This window comes from Streptomyces sp. NPDC059166, assembly GCF_042755185.1.
GTDB lineage: Bacteria > Actinomycetota > Actinomycetes > Streptomycetales > Streptomycetaceae > Streptomyces.
In genome coordinates this window covers 44,553-61,493 of the sequence record NZ_JBHZCI010000026.1, presented here as the reverse complement: position 1 = coordinate 61,493, position 16,941 = coordinate 44,553, and the positions used below count along the sequence as shown (strand labels likewise).

General features: G+C 69.9%; 13 protein-coding genes. 7 read left to right on the top strand and 6 right to left on the bottom strand.

The window, feature by feature from the left end; translation table 11 throughout:
• The first annotated feature begins 108 nt into the window (after positions 1 to 108).
• From ACFXOA_RS20460 to ACFXOA_RS20445, 4 genes are all read left to right on the top strand, one after another.
• Complete coding sequence (locus ACFXOA_RS20460) at positions 109 to 1,380, top strand: aspartate kinase (RefSeq protein ID WP_385030163.1); 1,272 nt, start codon at positions 109 to 111, stop codon at positions 1,378 to 1,380.
• On the top strand, positions 1,377 to 2,441 hold the full coding sequence (locus ACFXOA_RS20455; RefSeq protein WP_385030160.1) for an aspartate-semialdehyde dehydrogenase: 1,065 nt from the start codon (positions 1,377 to 1,379) through the stop codon (positions 2,439 to 2,441). Before ACFXOA_RS20460 ends, ACFXOA_RS20455 begins: the two co-directional genes overlap by 4 nt.
• 359 nt (positions 2,442 to 2,800) lie before the next feature.
• The gene (locus tag ACFXOA_RS20450) at positions 2,801 to 3,376 is read left to right on the top strand and encodes a SigE family RNA polymerase sigma factor (protein WP_362546175.1); all 576 of its coding nucleotides are present in this window, start codon (positions 2,801 to 2,803) and stop codon (positions 3,374 to 3,376) included.
• A gap of 491 nt (positions 3,377 to 3,867) precedes the next feature.
• Complete coding sequence (locus ACFXOA_RS20445; RefSeq protein WP_385030156.1) at positions 3,868 to 5,019, top strand: hypothetical protein; 1,152 nt, start codon at positions 3,868 to 3,870, stop codon at positions 5,017 to 5,019.
• 206 nt (positions 5,020 to 5,225) lie between these two features.
• On the opposite strand, the gene ACFXOA_RS20440 is transcribed toward ACFXOA_RS20445, so the two are convergent.
• The 4 genes from ACFXOA_RS20440 to htpG form a co-directional block, all read right to left on the bottom strand.
• On the bottom strand, positions 5,226 to 6,002 hold the full coding sequence (locus tag ACFXOA_RS20440; protein ID WP_385030153.1) for an SURF1 family protein: 777 nt from the start codon (positions 6,000 to 6,002) through the stop codon (positions 5,226 to 5,228).
• 62 nt (positions 6,003 to 6,064) lie between these two features.
• On the bottom strand, positions 6,065 to 7,936 hold the full coding sequence (locus ACFXOA_RS20435) for a S9 family peptidase (protein WP_385030150.1): 1,872 nt from the start codon (positions 7,934 to 7,936) through the stop codon (positions 6,065 to 6,067).
• A gap of 326 nt (positions 7,937 to 8,262) precedes the next feature.
• Positions 8,263 to 9,057: an SGNH/GDSL hydrolase family protein gene (locus tag ACFXOA_RS20430; protein WP_385030147.1), complete on the bottom strand. Its 795-nt coding sequence runs from the start codon at positions 9,055 to 9,057 to the stop codon at positions 8,263 to 8,265.
• A 362-nt stretch (positions 9,058 to 9,419) separates the two neighbouring features.
• Complete coding sequence (gene htpG / locus ACFXOA_RS20425) at positions 9,420 to 11,333, bottom strand: molecular chaperone HtpG (protein ID WP_385030145.1); 1,914 nt, start codon at positions 11,331 to 11,333, stop codon at positions 9,420 to 9,422.
• Positions 11,334 to 11,511: 178 nt separating this feature from the next.
• Here htpG and ACFXOA_RS20420 point away from each other — a divergent pair, with 178 nt between their 5' ends.
• Entirely contained in the window at positions 11,512 to 12,738 is a 1,227-nt protein-coding gene (locus tag ACFXOA_RS20420; RefSeq protein WP_385030142.1) for a damage-control phosphatase ARMT1 family protein, read from the top strand.
• On the opposite strand, the gene ACFXOA_RS20415 is transcribed toward ACFXOA_RS20420, so the two are convergent.
• Positions 12,713 to 13,366, bottom strand: coding sequence for a TetR/AcrR family transcriptional regulator (locus ACFXOA_RS20415; protein ID WP_385030139.1), 654 nt, complete (start codon positions 13,364 to 13,366; stop codon positions 12,713 to 12,715). The two genes, ACFXOA_RS20420 and ACFXOA_RS20415, sit on opposite strands and share 26 nt — an antisense overlap.
• A 117-nt stretch (positions 13,367 to 13,483) precedes the next feature.
• On the opposite strand from ACFXOA_RS20415, the gene ACFXOA_RS20410 reads away from it, so the two are divergent.
• Entirely contained in the window at positions 13,484 to 14,044 is a 561-nt protein-coding gene (locus ACFXOA_RS20410) for an NAD(P)H-dependent oxidoreductase (RefSeq protein ID WP_385030136.1), read from the top strand.
• Between the two features lie 275 nt (positions 14,045 to 14,319).
• Positions 14,320 to 15,174, top strand: coding sequence for a helix-turn-helix domain-containing protein (locus ACFXOA_RS20405; protein ID WP_385030134.1), 855 nt, complete (start codon positions 14,320 to 14,322; stop codon positions 15,172 to 15,174).
• Here ACFXOA_RS20405 and ACFXOA_RS20400 read toward each other — a convergent pair.
• Positions 15,098 to 16,687 (bottom strand): MFS transporter, encoded by a 1,590-nt coding sequence (locus ACFXOA_RS20400; protein ID WP_385030131.1) that lies wholly within the window; start codon positions 16,685 to 16,687, stop codon positions 15,098 to 15,100. The genes ACFXOA_RS20405 and ACFXOA_RS20400 overlap by 77 nt on opposite strands.
• Between the last annotated feature and the right edge of the window lie 254 nt (positions 16,688 to 16,941).

The following is a 16,941-nucleotide window of genomic DNA, read 5'->3' as shown; positions in this document are numbered from 1 at the left end:
GCCGTACCGGGTGGTGGGCGGGACATCTCATCATCCGGTACCGACGGGTCGATTCCGGGCTGCTCGTTAGACTGAGCCGACCGCACCATTATTGAGCGAGGAGCGCACGTGGGCCTTGTCGTGCAGAAGTACGGAGGCTCCTCCGTAGCCGATGCCGAAGGCATCAAGCGTGTTGCCAAGCGAGTCGTCGACGCCAAGAAGAACGGCAACCAGGTGGTTGTCGTGGTGTCCGCGATGGGCGACACGACGGACGAGTTGATCGATCTCGCCGAGCAGGTATCCCCGATGCCTGCCGGGCGTGAGTTCGACATGCTGCTGACCGCCGGAGAGCGGATCTCCATGGCCCTGCTGGCCATGGCGATCAAAAACCTGGGCCATGAGGCCCAGTCGTTCACGGGCAGCCAGGCCGGTGTCATCACCGACTCGGTCCACAACAAAGCGCGCATCATCGATGTCACGCCCGGGCGCATCCGGACCTCGATCGACGAGGGCAACATCGCCATCGTCGCCGGGTTCCAGGGGGTCAGCCAGGAGGGCAAGAACATCACGACCCTCGGTCGCGGTGGTTCCGACACGACCGCCGTCGCGCTGGCCGCCGCGCTGGACGCGGAGGTCTGTGAGATCTACACCGACGTCGACGGTGTCTTCACCGCCGACCCCCGGGTCGTGAAGAAGGCCCGGAAGATCGACTGGATCTCCTTCGAGGACATGCTGGAGCTGGCGGCGTCCGGTTCCAAGGTGCTGCTGCACCGTTGCGTCGAGTACGCGCGCCGTTACAACATCCCGATCCACGTCCGCTCGTCCTTCTCCGGACTGCGCGGCACCTGGGTCAGCAACGAACCGCAAGGGGACCAGCAGGTGGAGCACGCCATCATCTCCGGAGTCGCTCACGACGTCTCCGAGGCAAAGGTCACGGTCGTCGGTGTCCCCGACAAGCCGGGCGAGGCCGCAGCGATCTTCCGTGCCATCGCGGACGCCGAGATCAACATGGACATGGTCGTCCAGAACGTCTCCGCCGCCGCGACCGGCCTGACGGACATCACGTTCACCCTCCCCAAGGCCGAGGGCCGCAAGGCCATCGACGCCCTGGAGCGCAGCCGCGCCGGAATAGGGTTCGACTCGCTTCGTTACGACGACCAGATCGCGAAGATCTCCCTCGTCGGCGCGGGCATGAAGACCAACCCGGGCGTCACGGCGGGCTTCTTCGAGGCGCTGTCCAACGTCGGCGTGAACATCGAGCTGATCTCGACGTCCGAGATCCGCATCTCGGTGGTCACCCGCGCCGACGACGTCAACGAGGCCGTGCGCGCCGTGCACACCGCCTTCGGTCTCGACAGCGACTCCGACGAGGCCGTCGTCTACGGGGGCACCGGCCGATGACCGGACGCCGCCCTTCGCTCGCGGTCGTCGGTGCGACCGGTGCGATCGGCGGCGTCATGCTCCAGATCCTGTCGCAGCACGCGGACGTCTGGGGCGAGGTGAGACTGATCGACTCTCCGCGTGAGGCCGGCGGCAAGCTGGTCGTACGCGGAGAGGAGTCCGAGGTCCTTCCGCTGTCCGAGGACGTCTTCGACGGGGTGGACGTGGCCCTGTTCCTGGTGGCGGACGAGGTGTCCGCCCAGTGGGGACCGGTCGCCGCCGCCCGGGGAGCCGTGGTCGTGGACGACTCGTCGGCCTTCCGGCTGGACGAGGACGTGCCCCTGGTGGTGCCGGAGATCAACCCCCATGCCGCGCGGCTGAGGCCACGCGGCATCGTCGCGTCCCCGCACTGCACCACGCTGTCGCTGATCGTCGCCGTAGGGGCGCTGCACGCCGAGTTCGGGCTGCGAGAACTGATCATCTCGTCCTACCAGGCGGTGAGCGAGGCGGGACGGGACGGTGTCGGCGTGCTCCGGGAGCAGCTGTCCCTGGTCGCGGGCACGGACCTGGGCATGCGGCCGGGAGACGTGCGGCGGGCGCTGGGCGAAGGGGACGGGAGCCCGTTCGCGGCGCCGGTGGCACTGAACGTGGTGCCCTGGGCCGGTACCGATGCCGGAGACGGCTGGTCGTCCGAGGAACTGGCGATCCGCGCGGAGTGCCGCAAGGTCCTGGGGCTGCCGGGCCTGAAGGTGACGGCTACCTGCGTCTACGTGCCCGTCGTCGCGGCACACTCGATGTCCGTGCACGCGCGGTTCGAGAACGAGGTCCCCGTGGACCGGGCCCACGAGGTACTGGCGACCGCGCCCGGCGTGGTGCTCTTCGACAACCCTGCCGCGGGAGACTTCCCCACCCCCTCCGACGTGGTCGGCACGGACCCGACCTGGGTGGGCCGGGTACGGCAGTCGATGGACGACCCGAATGCCGTGAGCATGTTCATCTGCGGCGACAATCTCCGAAAGGGCGCGGCTCTCAATGTTGCCCAGATCGCGGAGTCGGTGGCCGGAGAATTTCCTCGTAACTGATCGAACCAGTTTTGTAGGATCTGTGCACACCCTGTGAGTGATTCGCCGGTCTGAACCTCTTGAGCTGCGGTGTTGTCATGTCCGACGATGATCTCCTGGTTCCTTGCAACCGCTGGGCGGTTGCGGCGCGTCTTTGCCGTCACTTCTTGCGTGACTGGATGCGGGTTCAGGGCATTTGGGGAAGAGCGGGTACGAATGAGGGCATGTCGCACGGCATCGAACGGGATGCCTGACGCGTACAACCCTGGCGGGGGGAAGCGTGTCCAACTGGCGTGGCAGAGGTTCTCGACATCACAGTGGTGGGCCCGTTGCGAGGCGCTTCGGTGCGCCCGCTCCGGAGGCCCCGCGCAGCCGGCGGCATGCCGGTGATTGCGCCCATGCCCGCTGCGCGTCCCGCCAGGCTGCCCTCGCAGCGCGAGGGCGCTGAGGAGGCGGTGGCGGCGGGGACGACGGTCGACCATCTCACCGAGACCTATCGGGCCCACTACCGCTCGCTGCTCGGGCTCGCCGCGCTGCTGCTGGACGACACCGCGTCCTGCGAGGACGTGGTGCAGGAGGCGTTCATCCGGGTGCACTCGGCACGGAACCGGGTGCGTGATCCGGAGAAGACGCTCGCCTATCTCCGGCAGACCGTGGTCAACCTGTCGCGCTCCGCGCTCCGGCGCCGCATCCTCGGCCTGAAGCTCCTCTCGAAACCCATGCCCGACATGGCGAGTGCGGAAGAGGGCGCCTACGACCAGCTCGAGCGCGACGCCTTGATCAGGGCGATGAAGGGGCTGCAGCGCCGTCAGCGCGAGGTGCTGGTGCTTCGCTACTTCTCGGACATGACGGAGTCCCAGGTCGCGGAGACCCTGGGGATATCGCTCGGCTCGGTGAAGGCGTACGGCTCCCGGGGCATCGCGGCACTGCGCGTTGTCATGGAGGCGCAGGCATGAGCGGGTCCGAACGCAGGCACGACGATGACCGGACTGGAAGCGGAATGGTGAACCACAGGCCGGAGACCTCCCCGGACGCCCAGTCGGGGCAGGAGGCTGAAACCGAGCGCGAGGTGGGTGAGGCGGCCGCAGCCGCGGACGCGGCCTCAGAACCTGACGCCTCCGCATCCGGGGCACCGGAACCCGAGGTATCCGGGGCGTCCGCACCGCAACCGGATGCATCCGAGGCCGCCACATCGGAACCCGAGGTATCCGTGCCGGCCACATCGGAACCCGAGGTGGCGGGAGCGAATGCGGCAGGAGCGAACACAGCGGGACCCGGAACCGCGGAGCGGGACGGGGCGATCGTGGGTCGCGACGGTGGGCCTGCGGAGACAGCTGGGCGAACCGGCGCAGTCGACGGGGATGTCGTGTCCGACGGGGCTGACGCGTCCGACCGGGCTGTCGTGTCCGACCGGGCTGACGAGGCCGGATCGCCGGCTGAGGAGGAGATGCCTGGCGGGTCCGGCGCCGGCACTCTGACCCAGCTCTTCGGTGGCAGGGGAGGCGGCGTCCAGGGGCGTGCCGGGACCGGTGGCACCGGAAGTTCCGGTGACGGTGCGGGCGACGACCCGGATCGTAGCGACGCCCCGGATCTCGGCGGAAGCCTTGATGAGGCAGCGCTGCGCCGCATGCTGCAGGGCGCCGTCCACGGTCTCCAGCCCTCCGTCGGCAGCCTCGACCATCTGCACCGCGCGGTACCCGCCCGACGTGCCAGGCGGCGCCAGGGCGTCGTCGGCGCAGCCGCCGCGGCCCTCCTGATCGGCACGGCGGTTCCGGCGTTCGTCCACGTCGCCAATTCGGGTGGCTCCGTCTCCGCCAACCCCGCCATCGCCGGCCATGGCGAACAGGCTCAAGGGGGCAGCGGGGAGGACGCGGGCGCCGCATCGGACGGCGAGGCAGCAGGCCCCGGTGACAGCCGGAGCGAGACCGGCGAACGGGAGAGCGCCGCCGAGACGGCACCTTCACAGGGCTCGGACCCGGACGCCGAGAGCACCGGAGCCAGCGGTCTCGGCGCCTCGCCGGGCTCCGCGGCCGCGGCCACCACGACATGTGACCCGGGCCAGCTCGGGGTCGCCTCCGCGGCAGCCGGTGCGCCCGGCGCGGACGGTACGGTGTACGGCACATTCAAGATCGCCAACGTGTCGGGAGACGCCTGCTCCGTGACCAGCAACGGCACGGTCGGCTTCCAGGCCGCCGGGGCCGCCGATCCGTTGAAGATCACCGTTGTGCAGCACACCCCCGGAGATCCGGCAGTCGGATTGCCCGACCCTTCGCTGGAGCCCGGCACCGTGCTCCTGAAGCCGACGATGACGTACGAGGTGCGCTTCGCCTGGGTTCCCTCGGACACCTGCCCGACGGCTGGTGGCGAGCCCAGCCCGACACCCACGGACGGCGTCGGAGGCGGCGGCGACGGGGTGGGAGCGGCTGAGGGGGCTGCCGCTGACACCGCCGCTCAGTTCGGAACCGCGGACGAGGGCCCGGCGGACGGCAGTATCGCCGTCACCCACACCCCGGAGGCCGGTGCGCCCACCGCGGAGACGACCATCGACAACGCGTGTGCGGGGACGATCTACCGCACCGGCGTACTGGACCCGTCCTGAGCGACGGCCGGACGCGTCCAGAGCGGCACGGACTCCGGACGCCCTGGCGGCAGATGACGGCAGACCCAGCCCGTGGCCGGGGTGTGCGGCTGCGGGCCACGGAGGCCGCGCCCTGCCGACGCGGGATCGTCGGCAGGGTGAGGACAGGGCTGAGTGCTGAGGGCGCGGGGGCGCGGGGGCGCCGAGGGTGCCGAGGGTGTCGGGCGTCAGTCCGCGTCGGCAGCGAGGCCCAGCCGCACGTCGCGGGCGGCCTCGGCCTCCCGCCGCACCAGCCGGAACCACATGAAGAGCACGAATCCGCCGAAGACGAACCACTCGCCGGTGTAGCCCAGGTTCTGGAAGGCCTTCAGGTCGAGACCGCTTCCCTGGGCGGCCGCCGGGGGTACGGGCAGCATCCCGGCGCCCGCCCCCTTGCCGGTCGCGGGAAGGGTGATCCAGGCGTCGTACACGTCGTACGGGACGAGGTTCACCAGTGACGCGGCACTGATCATGCCGAGCTGACCGTCAGGGAGTCCGCCACTGAGGTCGACCCCGGTGGACCCACTGTTCTCCGATGCCTGCAGATCGCCGGTCACCGTGACCTCACCGGCAGGTGGGGACGGCACCTGGGCGGTGCCAGGGTGGCCGGGCAGCCAGCCCCGCACGACGGGGAGGGCCTTTCCACTGTCGGTGCGCAGCAGATCCAGGACGTAGTAGCCCGTGCGGTCGTCCAGTTCGCGCCCGGGCACGAGGAACTGGTCCTTGTACGTCCCGGTCGCCACGGCCGGGCGCCCCGAGGTCTCCGTGCTCACGGGCAGCAGCTCGTCGAGCGGCTTCGGGGAACGGGTGCCCGGGTCGGGGCGGTCCTCGGCCTTCTCGTGCGTCTGCACCCGGTCCTCGAACCGTCCGAGCTGCCACGTGCCCATGAAGACGCAGAACGGGATCGCCAGCACGACGAAGAGGTTGATCCCCCACCACCGCGGGGTCAGCAGGAACCGGTACACCCCTCCACGGTACGGTTCCCCGCTCCGGGCCAAGGGAGCGGGGTGCACCATTTATCCGTTGCTTATACGGTCGGCTTGCTCTCGTCCCCGCCCGTCGCCTGCCCCCGGACGTGATCGCCGGGGCCGAGGTGCCGCATCGCGAAGTCCAGCTCCAGGCGTACCTGCTTGATCCGCTCCTCCACCACGAGGGAGCCGTGCCCGGCGTCGTACCGGTAGACCTCATGCACGGCGCCGCGGGCCGCGAGGCGGTCCACGTAGTTCTCCACCTGGCGGATCGGGCAGCGGGGGTCGTTGACGCCCGCCGAGATGTACACCGGAGCCCGGACCGCGTCCACGTAGGTCAGCGGGGACGAGGCCTCGAAGCGCTTCGGCACCTCCTCCGGGGTCCCTCCGAGCAGCGTGCGGTCCATCGCCTTCAGGGCTTCCATCTCGTCGTGGTAGGCCGTGACGTAGTCGGCGACGGGGACCGCCGCCAGCCCGAGAGCCCAGGCCTCGGGCTGCGTACCGAGCCCGAGGAGCGTCAGGTATCCGCCCCAGGAACCTCCGGCGAGTACCAGTCGCCCGGGATCGGCCAGCCCCGACGCCACGGCCCACTCCCGGACGGCCGCGATGTCCTCCAGCTCGATCAGGCCGACCCGGTGCTTGAGCGCGTCCGTCCAGGCGCGGCCGTACCCCGTCGACCCGCGGTAGTTGACCCGCACCACGGCGAAGCCGTGGTCGATCCACGCGGCGGGGCCGGAGGCGAAGGCATCGCTGTCGTGCCAGGTGGGGCCACCGTGTATCTCGAAGACCGTGGGGAACGGCCCCTCCCCGGCGTCCGGTGTCTGCACCAGGGCGTGGACACGGCCTCCGGGACCGTCCACCCAGGCGTCCCGCACCGGCACCGACGCCGGCGCCTTCGCGCCGGGCGGGTCGAGGACGACGGAACCCGAGGTGGAGCGGACCGCGGGCGGCTGCGCGGCCGACGACCACAGATACTCCACGGTGCCGTCCGGGCGGGCCGTGGCCCCCGACACCGTGCCCGGCGGGGTCTCCACCCGTACCGGAGCAGCCGCGCCGGGCTCGTACCGCCACAGCTCGCTGCGTGCCTCGAAGCTGTGCTCGATCAGCAGGGCGGAACCGTCCGGATACCACTCGGCACCGGCGTCGCCGGGCAGATCGACCGGCAGATCCGTCTGCGTCCCGGCCACCGGGTCCCAGATCATCGGTTCCCAGCGCCCGCGCCGCTGATGTCCCACCAGGAGCCGGGTGTCGCCGGCGACCGGGGCGAATCCCAGCACCGAGAGCCCCAGCTCCTTCGTGCCGCCCTCGGTGTCGTCGAGCTCCGCTACCGTCGAGCCGTCGGGGCGTACCACCCGCAGCGCGGAGTGCATGGCGTCACCGTGCTCCGTGTGCTCCAGGGCGATGAGGGTCCCGTCGTGCGAGAGGTCGCCCACTCCGGCGGACTCCCGGTGCCGGTAGATCTCGACCGGCTCCCTCCCGGGACGCACCACGTGGACGCTGGTGCCGTCGTCGTCCGTCGACCGGCCGATCACCGCTGTGCCGTCACGGCCGATCGCCAGGCCCGCCGGGTAGGAGGGCTCGAGCCCGGGCGCCGCCGGTTCGTCCGGGCCGCCGTCGAACGGCTGGCGCATCCACACACCGAACTCGTCGCCGTCGGTGTCGGCGAACCACCAGACGGCGTGTCCGTCCGGGGTCAGCACACCATCGGTCGTCCCGTTGGGCCGGTCCGTCACCTGCCGCTGCTTCCCGGTCGCCCGGTCCCAGGTGTACAACTCGTACGTCCCGGTGGCGTTCGAGACGAAGAGCGAGTGGTCGGGAGCGTCCTCCGCCCACTCGGGCAGAGACACCCGGGCGGCCCGGAAGCGCTGCTCCCACAGCGGCGGCTCCTGCTTCCGACCCGGTACGGACGCGTCGTTCTGTGTGTCGCTCATGCCCCCATCAAACCCGATGTCCCCACGGGGCGACGTGGCCTGTGGACAACTTCTGGCGGCCCCGCCGCTCACGGTCCCGAGCGGGGGCCGACGGCGTCGCGCTGTCGGTGGCGGGTGTCACACTCCGGTGCATGGACGAGACGGCCGCGAAGGCGCCGAAGGACGGGGGAGCGGCCGAGGCGCGGGCCGCCGTCGAGGCGGTCCGCCGGCCCGACCGGCCCCCGCACATCTCCCGGCCCGACCGGCCCCGTGCCAGGAGAGGCGCGGGGCCGGCCGGTGAGCCGGCCGCTGTGGTTCAGGGGCCGAAACGGTCTCCTCTACGCGCGTCAGGCCACGGACCTGAAGGCGGGGAGGTAGCCGTTGGACTGCCCGATGGCCCTGGGGTGGTAGGAGTTGCTCACCGGGATGGACACGCTGTGAAGCCACGGATCGCCGGAGCAGAGTTCATGCCCGGTGAACTCGTCCACCACGCTGGAGTAGGTGAAACCCGCGTTCGCCGCCCGCTTGGCCAGCACCCCGTTCAGCACGTCCGACGCGTTGTTGATCGCGCCGCGCTCCGTCTCGGTGAGGCCCGCGATGCAGGAGCCGGACAGCTTGTAGAAGCGGGGGTATCCCAGGACCACCACATGCGCCTGCGGAGCGCGCGAACTGATGCCCGCGTAAAGGGAGTCGAGGCGCCCCGGGAGCGTGCTCTGCATCTGGGAGACGGCGGTGTCCACCCGGCTCACGCAGGTCGCCTCGCTCTGCAGGACACAGGTCTGCATGACGTCGGCGAAGCCGACGTCGTTGCCGCCGGCCGTGAGACTCACGAGCGTGGTCGACGATTTGAGGGCGCCCAGCTGGCCACTGGCCACCGATGCCGTCGTCGCGCCCGAGCAGGCGACGAAGTTGAAGGAGGCCGGGGCGTTGGCGTTCCGCCAGAGATACGGATAGGCGTTGGTGCTGCGCATGCAGCTGCCGCTCTCCGACGTGTAGCTGCCTGCTCCGACACCGGAGGAGTAGGAGTCGCCGAGGGCGACGTAGTTCTCGCCGGCCGCGAACGCGGGCTGTGCGAGTCCGAGCGCCGCCAGGGCGGCGATCGCGAGGGTGAAGACGGACGCCCGGAAGGTTCGTACTGACATGGCTGCCAGCCCTTCGAAATGTGGGGGACGAGTGGGGAGTTCGTGGGGCGAGCACGTTTCTAGCAGCTTCCGGTACCCGGCGGTATCAGGCCCGGAAGAAGTCGTCTGATATGCCCGAAGGGCCGTTCGACAGGTGATGCTCCGCGCGTAGATAAACCATCAACCGGCCCTCGAATGGGTGAAGTTATGGATCTATCGACCTCGCGCGGGGCTTCTGCGAGCCCACCCTGTGAGGGACCGTCCGAGGTTCGTCCGGTCACCGCTTCCCGTCGCCGTTCCGTCTTCACCGACTGGTCTCGCACCGCATGCGGCCGCGGCCGCCGGGAACGTCCCGGCGGCCGCGGATGCGTGAGCGAGCGGGGTTACAGGGTGCGCTCCAGGCGATCGGCCATCAGCCTGCTGAAGCGGGAAGGGTCGCTCAGTTCGCCGCCGTCCGACAGCAGGGCGAGGCCGTGGACGAGCTCAGCGGCCTCGGCGAGTTCGGCAGTGGCCCCCTCGTCGGCGCTCCGCTCCGCGTACGCCTTGTTCAGTCCGCTGATCAGCCCGTGCGACGGGTTGAGTTCGAGGATGCGCTTGATGTGCGGAACCTCCTGGCCCATGGCGCGGTACATGTTCTCCAGGGCCGGGGTGACGTCGTGCGTGTCGGAGACGATGCACGCGGGCGAAACCGTGAGGCGCGTGGACAGGCGCACCTCCTTCACGGTGTCGCCGAGCCGTTCCGTCATCCAGGACAGCAGGTCCGCGTAGTCCTGCTGCTGCTTCTCCCGCTCGGCCTCGACCTCCTTCTTCTCCTCCTCGGTGTCGAGGTCGACCTCGCCCTTGGAGATGGACCGGAGCGGCTTCCCGTCGAACTCGGGGACGGACTGGACCCAGACCTCGTCCACGGGATCGGTCAGCAGGATCACCTCGAAACCCTTGGCGCGGAAGGCCTCCATGTGAGGGGAGCTCTCCATGGCCGCGCGGGATTCGCCCGTCATGTAGTAGATCTCCTCCTGGCCCTCCTTCATCCGCTCCACGTACGAACGCAGGGTGGTCGGTTCCACCTCGTCCCGGGTCGAGGCGAACGAGCAGATCTCCAGGATCGCGTCACGGTTCTCGAAGTCCTGGAACAGCCCCTCCTTGAGGACCCGTCCGAATTCCTTCCAGAAGGTCGCGTACTTCTCGGGGTCGTTGGACCTGATGTCCTTGACGGTCGAGAGGACCTTCTTGACCAGGCGGCGGCGCATCATCTCGATCTGGCGGTCCTGCTGCAGAATCTCCCGCGAGACATTGAGCGAGAGGTCCTGGGCGTCGACCACACCCTTCACGAAACGGAGATACGTCGGCATCAGCGCTTCGCAGTCATCCATGATGAACACGCGCTTCACATAGAGCTGTACCCCGCGCTTGTGGTCCTGCATGAACAGATCCTGCGGCGCGTGGGCCGGAAGGAACAGGAGGGCCTGGTACTCGAACGTGCCCTCCGCCTGCATGCGGATGGTTTCCAGCGGGTCGGTCCAGTCGTGGCTGATGTGCTTGTAGAGCTCGCTGTACTCCTCGTCGGTCACCGAGTCCTTCGACCGGGCCCACAGGGCCTTCATCGAGTTCACCGTCTCGACCTCGGGCTCCGCGCCCTCCTCCCCCGATGCCGCCGCCATGCGGATGGGCCAGGTGATGAAGTCGGAGTACCGCTTGACGATTTCCCTGATCTTCCAGGGCGAGGTGTAGTCGAAGAGCTTGTCCTCGGTGTCCTCGGGCTTGAGCCGGAGCGTGACGGAGGTCCCCTGCGGGGCGTCGTCGACGGACTCGACGGTGTAAGTCCCCTCGCCGGTGGACTGCCAGCGGGTGCCGGTGGTCTCGCCCGCGCGCCGGGTCAGGAGGGTCACCTCGTCGGCCACCATGAAACTCGAGTAGAACCCGACACCGAACTGTCCGATGAGCTCTTCGGACGCGGCGGCGTCCTTAGCCTCCTTGAACTCCTTGAGGAACTTCGCCGTACCGGAATTCGCGATCGTGCCGATCAGCTGCACGACCTCGTCGTGCGACATTCCGATGCCGTTGTCGCGCACCGTCAGGGTGCGCTTCTCCTGATCGGCTTCGAGGGCGATGTGGAGGTCGGAGGTATCCGCCTGGAGCGTCTCGTCGCGAAGCGTTTCCAGCCGCAGCTTGTCCAGCGCGTCCGAAGAATTGGAAATGAGCTCACGCAGGAATACATCCTTGTTCGAGTAAATCGAATGGATCATCATCTGCAGGAGCTGGCGCGCTTCTACCTGAAACTCGAACGTCTCGGCCGGCATGGGTACGGGTTCCTTTTCCTGGGGTAAGTCGTCTAGCCGCTGAACATCGTAACCAGGCGGCGGACCACCCATGTGCCGCTTCGAGCAGGGCCGTTGGGCCTGGGGCCTGCCGCGTGGGAGACACACCAGGGAGGCGCACGGGACAGGGGAGGCACGGCATGGGGGCAGACTGTCGGTCATGGGCGATACGCGAACGTATTTCGAGGCCACGGGGGCTCCCGGCCCCCCTCCGGTGATCACCTGCCGGGAGCGCGGCAGCTTCGCCCACAGCGTGATGGCCGAGCGTCATCCCGCACTGATCGAGAGGGTCCGCGACGCCTTTCCCTACGGCCCCCGGCAGCACCGCGCACTGGACGTACTGCTGAACGAGATCCTTCACGGCGTCGTGGAGCCGCTCGGGCAGGAGAGCCCGGACCGCGCCTTCTGGGAGGCACACGGGGAGGCGTACTTCGGACGGCCGTGGTTCGATGCCCCGTTCCTCTGGGCGGAGAGCTACTTCTACCGCAGGCTGCTGGACGCGATCGGTTACTTCGGTGCGGGGCCATGGCGGGGTGTCGACCCCTTCGAGCCGTTCAAGCGCGCCGAACTGCTCGGTGGCACGGTCGAGGAGGAACTGCGCTCCCTGGACCGACTCGTGGAGCTGCCGGCTCCTGCGCGGGACGGCGCCCTTCTCCAGGCTTCGCTGTGGGGCAACAGGGCCGACCTCGGGTTCAGCGGCGGCGGGGCGTCCGCACCCGGAGAGGCGGGACACGCCCTGGTCGCGGACGACAGCGCCGCGCTCTGGGAGCTGCTGCCCCCCGGTTCCGGTGGCACGGTCGCGGTGATCGCGGACAACGCCGGGCGTGAGCTGATTCCCGACCTTGTGCTCGTCGACCACCTGTTGGAGCAGGGGCGCGCCGCCCAGGTGCTGCTCCACGTCAAACCCGCGCCCTACTACGTCTCCGACGCGATGACCGCCGACGTCGTCGACTGTGTCCGACGGCTGTGCGAGGCACCGGGAGAGGCCGGGGCGATCGGAGGACGGGTCCGTGCGGCCATGGGCGAGGGCCGGGTCGACGTGCGTACGCACCCGTTCTTCTGCGCCCCGCTTCCGTACGAGCGCATGCCCGGGGATCTCCGAGCCGAGTTCGACGCTGTCACGGTGACGATCCTGAAAGGCGACCTCAACCACCGTCGCCTGGTGGGTGACCGACTCTGGCCGGCGACGACCTCCTTCGCCGAGCTCACCGCCCACTTTCCGGGCGCCGTCGCCTCGTTGCGCACGCTGAAGTCCGACGTGGTCGTCGGGCTCACTCCCCAGGCACTCGACCAGCTGGACGCCTCAGGCGGGGCGTGGCGTACCAGCGGGACCCATGCCTCGGTTCAGGTGCGCGGCAGGCTCAGCCGGCCACACCGTAGCGGCTGAGCAGCTCGTGCCAGCCCTGTTCGAGCCGTTCGGCGGCGAGGCCCCGCTCGCATGTCAGGTGGTGGACGAGGGGGGTGTCGATCGAGGCGAGCAGGGTGTGGGCGAGCAGATCGGGTTCCCCCTCGGCGCCGGCCTGGCGCAGGAGCAGGGAGACGTGGCTGTGCCGTAGCCGCTGGGCGGGGACGGAGAAGGTGCGCAGGGGGTCGGTGCGCGAGGCCAGGATGAGCTCGTGGTGCTCTCGTTCGTGGCGCATCAGGGCCGGGCCGAAGGCGTGCAGCCGCTCGGCGGCGGGGGCGTCCGGGCCCAGGGGAGGCGGCCCCGAGAGGAACGCCGCCTGCAGCAGGGCCTCGCGGTGGTCGAGGAGCGCGATGAGCAGGCCGGTGCGGTCCTTGAACCGCCGGAAGACCGTGCCCTTGCCCACTCCGGCCGCCGCCGCCACCGACTCCATGGTGAGGTCGGCTGCGCCGCAGCGGGCCAGGAGGCTCAGCGCGGCGTCCAGCAGCAGGGCACGATTGCGGGCGGCGTCCGCCCGCAGCGGCTCCGGCCCGTCGGCAGGGGCCATGGTGAGATTCGGCCGTGCCGCACCGGGGTCCGGGGGCCCGGGCTGCGGGAGGAGGGGAGCGGTCATGGTTTCAGGGTAGTGCGGACCGGAGGTAAGTGGACCGCGGTCCGTTTAGGTGGTACAACTTTAAACGGACCATGGTCCGCTTACCTCTGCAGTCTCCGTCTCCCTGGAGCTTCCCCCATGTCTGTACGCATCCTCGCCCTCGTCGGCAGCCTCCGCGCCGGCTCCCACAACCGCCAGCTGGCCGAGGCCGCCGTCAAGCACGCGCCCGAGGGTGTCGACGTCGAGCTGTACGAGGGCCTCGTCGAGGTCCCCTTCTACAACGAGGACATCGACGTCGAGGGCAGCGTCCCCGCCGCCGCCGCCGCGCAGCTGCGTGAGGCAGCCGGCCGTGCCGACGCCTTCCTGCTGTTCTCGCCCGAGTACAACGGCACCATGCCGGCCGTGCTGAAGAACGCCATCGACTGGCTGTCCCGCCCGTACGGCGCCGGCGCGCTGTCCGGCAAGCCGGTCGCCGTCGTCGGCACCGCCTTCGGCCAGTTCGGCGGCGTGTGGGCCCAGGACGAGGCCCGCAAGGCGGCCGGTCTCGCGGGTGGAGCGGTCCTGGAGGACGTCAAGCTCTCCATCCCCGGTTCCGTGGTCCGCTTCGCCGAGACCCACCCGGCGGACGACGCCGAGGTCGTCGCTTCGCTGACCGAGGTGCTCGCCCAGGTCGCGCAGGGCGCTGCGGCGGCTGCCTGATCCGCTTCCGGTGACGGTCGCGGCGGAGATCGCCGCACCGTCCACCCGGTGCCATGAGGGCCCGGCAGGCATCCCATCGAGTGGGGCCGGCCGGGCCCTCGCGCTTGTCGCCGCGGACCGGAATCCAGGGAGGGGAGGGCCGTCGCCACAGCGGTGTGACCCGGGCCGGCCTCCGGGGACGGGTGGCGGGGCGGATCACGGCTTCGGGAGAAGCGAGACCCGGTCGAGTGTGAACACGCCCCGAGCCGGCTCGGGGACCACTAGAGTCGGTGCCTGTGTCGGGGGATACGCACTTCACGGTGGGCGGGCCGGCCTACGCCATCGCGAGCGTCGTCATCACGCTCAAGCAGGGCGTCGACGTCCGCACGCACGAGCACGCCCAGCACCAACTGACCTGGGCACCGGGCGGCCCGCTCACGATCGAGGTCGACCACGCACGCTGGGTGGTGCAGCGTTCACGCGCCCTGTGGATACCGGGCGGCGTGGCCCATTCCGTCGTCCCCGGCTCCTCCTCGTCCTCGATGCTCTCGCTGCACTTCGAGGCCGATGACTGCCCGCTGCGCTGGCCCGCTCCGACCGTGGTCGACGCCACGGGGCTGGTCGGACCCCTGTTGCGTCACCTCGTGCAGCTCGGCGCCCGGGCGGGGGAACAGCGGGCCCGGGCCACGGCCGTGCTGTGGGATCTGCTGACGCCCCTGTCGGTCGCCACGCTCCCGGCCGTACTGCCCACCGACCCCCTGGCGTTACGGGTCGCCCTGTCCATCAAGGAGAACCCCGCCGACCCCCGGGATCTGCAGGCATGGGGCCGGGAGGTCGGCGCGTCGGCGCGCACTCTCTCGCGCCGTTTCCGGGCCGAGACCGGAGTGAGCTTCAGCAGCTGGCGGACGAACGAACGGCTCAACGCCGCGCTGCCCCTGCTGGGCTCGGGACATCCGGTGTCCCGCGTCGCGCATACGGTCGGCTATCAGACCGCCAGCGCCTTCATCACCGCGTTCCGCCGCGAAGTGGGCACCACTCCCGCCGCATACTTCAGCGGGAGCGGTGCCCCTTCCATCACACGGACACCGTCTGCGGCTGCGATTCCCGCCGCGATTGTCGCGCCCGGCCGGCCCGGTGGTGACCGATCATGAAAGCGGCGGCCGCGAGGAGCACGGACGCGGCCCCGATGAGAGCACCCAGGTCGACAAGGGCGTTCAGCCCGTCGATCGAGGCGCTGTCCGCCGCCCGCTTCAGCGCGGGTACGACCTCGCTGAACTGCGGGGGCACGGCGGCGGCCACCTGGTGCCCGGAGCCCGACCCGACCTGATCGACGAACTGCTGCCTCAAGTCCTCAGGAAGCGAGGCCGCTTCGGGAGCCGCAGCCAGCCCGGACTCGACGCCGCGGGTGGCCGCACGAGTGAACACGGCGCCGAGCGAGGCGATCCCCATCGCCAGACCGACCTGTCGCAGAGTGGCGAACGTGGCGCTGGACATCCCGGCCCTCTCCGGCGGGGCGAAGTTCAGGGAAGCGGCCTGGCTGAGGGAGGTGAGCGCGCCGATGGCCAGCCCGCCGACAATCATGCCGGGCAGGAAGTGGGTCCAGTCGTCGTCATCACCGTAGTGACCCAGCAGGTACATGCCGACGGACACCAGGGCCATGGCGCCCGTCATTCCGGCCGGGAGCGGGACGCGCCGGGCGAGGGCCGGAGTGACGGCAGCCGCGACCATCGCACAGGCGCTGATCGGCAGCAGTCGCAGGCCCATTTCCAGCGGCGTGTACCCCTGGCCCATGAGGAACAGCGCCAGGTACGTGGCAGAGGCCATCAGCGTGGCCATGTGTGCGACCGACACCACCGCGGTTCCGGTGAAGCCGGGATTGCGGACCATCGAGAGATCGAAGAGCGGGTGCGCGATCCGCGTCTGCCGGAACAAGAACCCGACCAGCAGGATCAGACCGATGGCTGTCAGGGACAGAACGGCAGCCGACGTCCAGCCGAGGGCGTGACTGCGTGTCACGGCGAACACCCCGGCCACGAGTCCCCCGGTGAGCAGCACCGACCCCAACCAGTCGGCGCGGTGCTCGGGGCCCCTGTCTCCCTCGGGCATCCTCACCACGGCCAGCACGATCATGGCGAGACCGATCGGTACGTTGATGAAGAAGATGGATCGCCAACCGAACTGCGTGACCAGTCCGCCGCCGACGACCGGCCCCAGCACCGTCGCACTCGCCATGACGGCCCCGTAGACGCCGATCGCCTTCGCCCGCGGCTTCGCCTCGGGAAACGCCACCGCGAGCAGCGGCAGCGTCGTGGCGAACAGCATGGCGGCTCCGATGCCCTGCACCATGCGCAGGACGTCGAGGGCCACGATGCCGCCCGCCATGGTGATGGCGAGCGAGGAGGCGGTGAACACGACCATCCCGGCCACGTACAGGCGCTTGCGCCCGTAGCGGTCACCGAGCGTGGCGAACGTGAGCAGGACGCCCGCCAGTGGGATGGAGTAGGCGTCGACGACCCACTGCAACCCGTCGATCGACGCGTGGAACTCGGCACGGATCTCGGCCAGTGCGGCCGATACGACCATCGCGTCGAGCATCAACATGAAGATGGCGACGCAGACCATGAACAGCACTGGGCCGGGCCGGCGCGCCGCGGATACGGACATGGAAACCCCCTGGTAGGTCGGGCTACGGCAGTGGTCACGACGCTAGGGCCGCACCAGGGCTGTCAGAAATGACGTACGCGGACTGCCGATTGCGCGTAGCGGCCAGGCCGAGTGGTGATCCCGCACGGGGAGCCGGTCCGAGAGCGGCACCGTCGTGCCGCGACGGACCGACAGGCTGCCGTGGGACGACCGGCAGTCCTCGATTCCCAGGGGGAAGGCGGTCGGAGTGGCCACATCGCCCACGGGTACTGAAC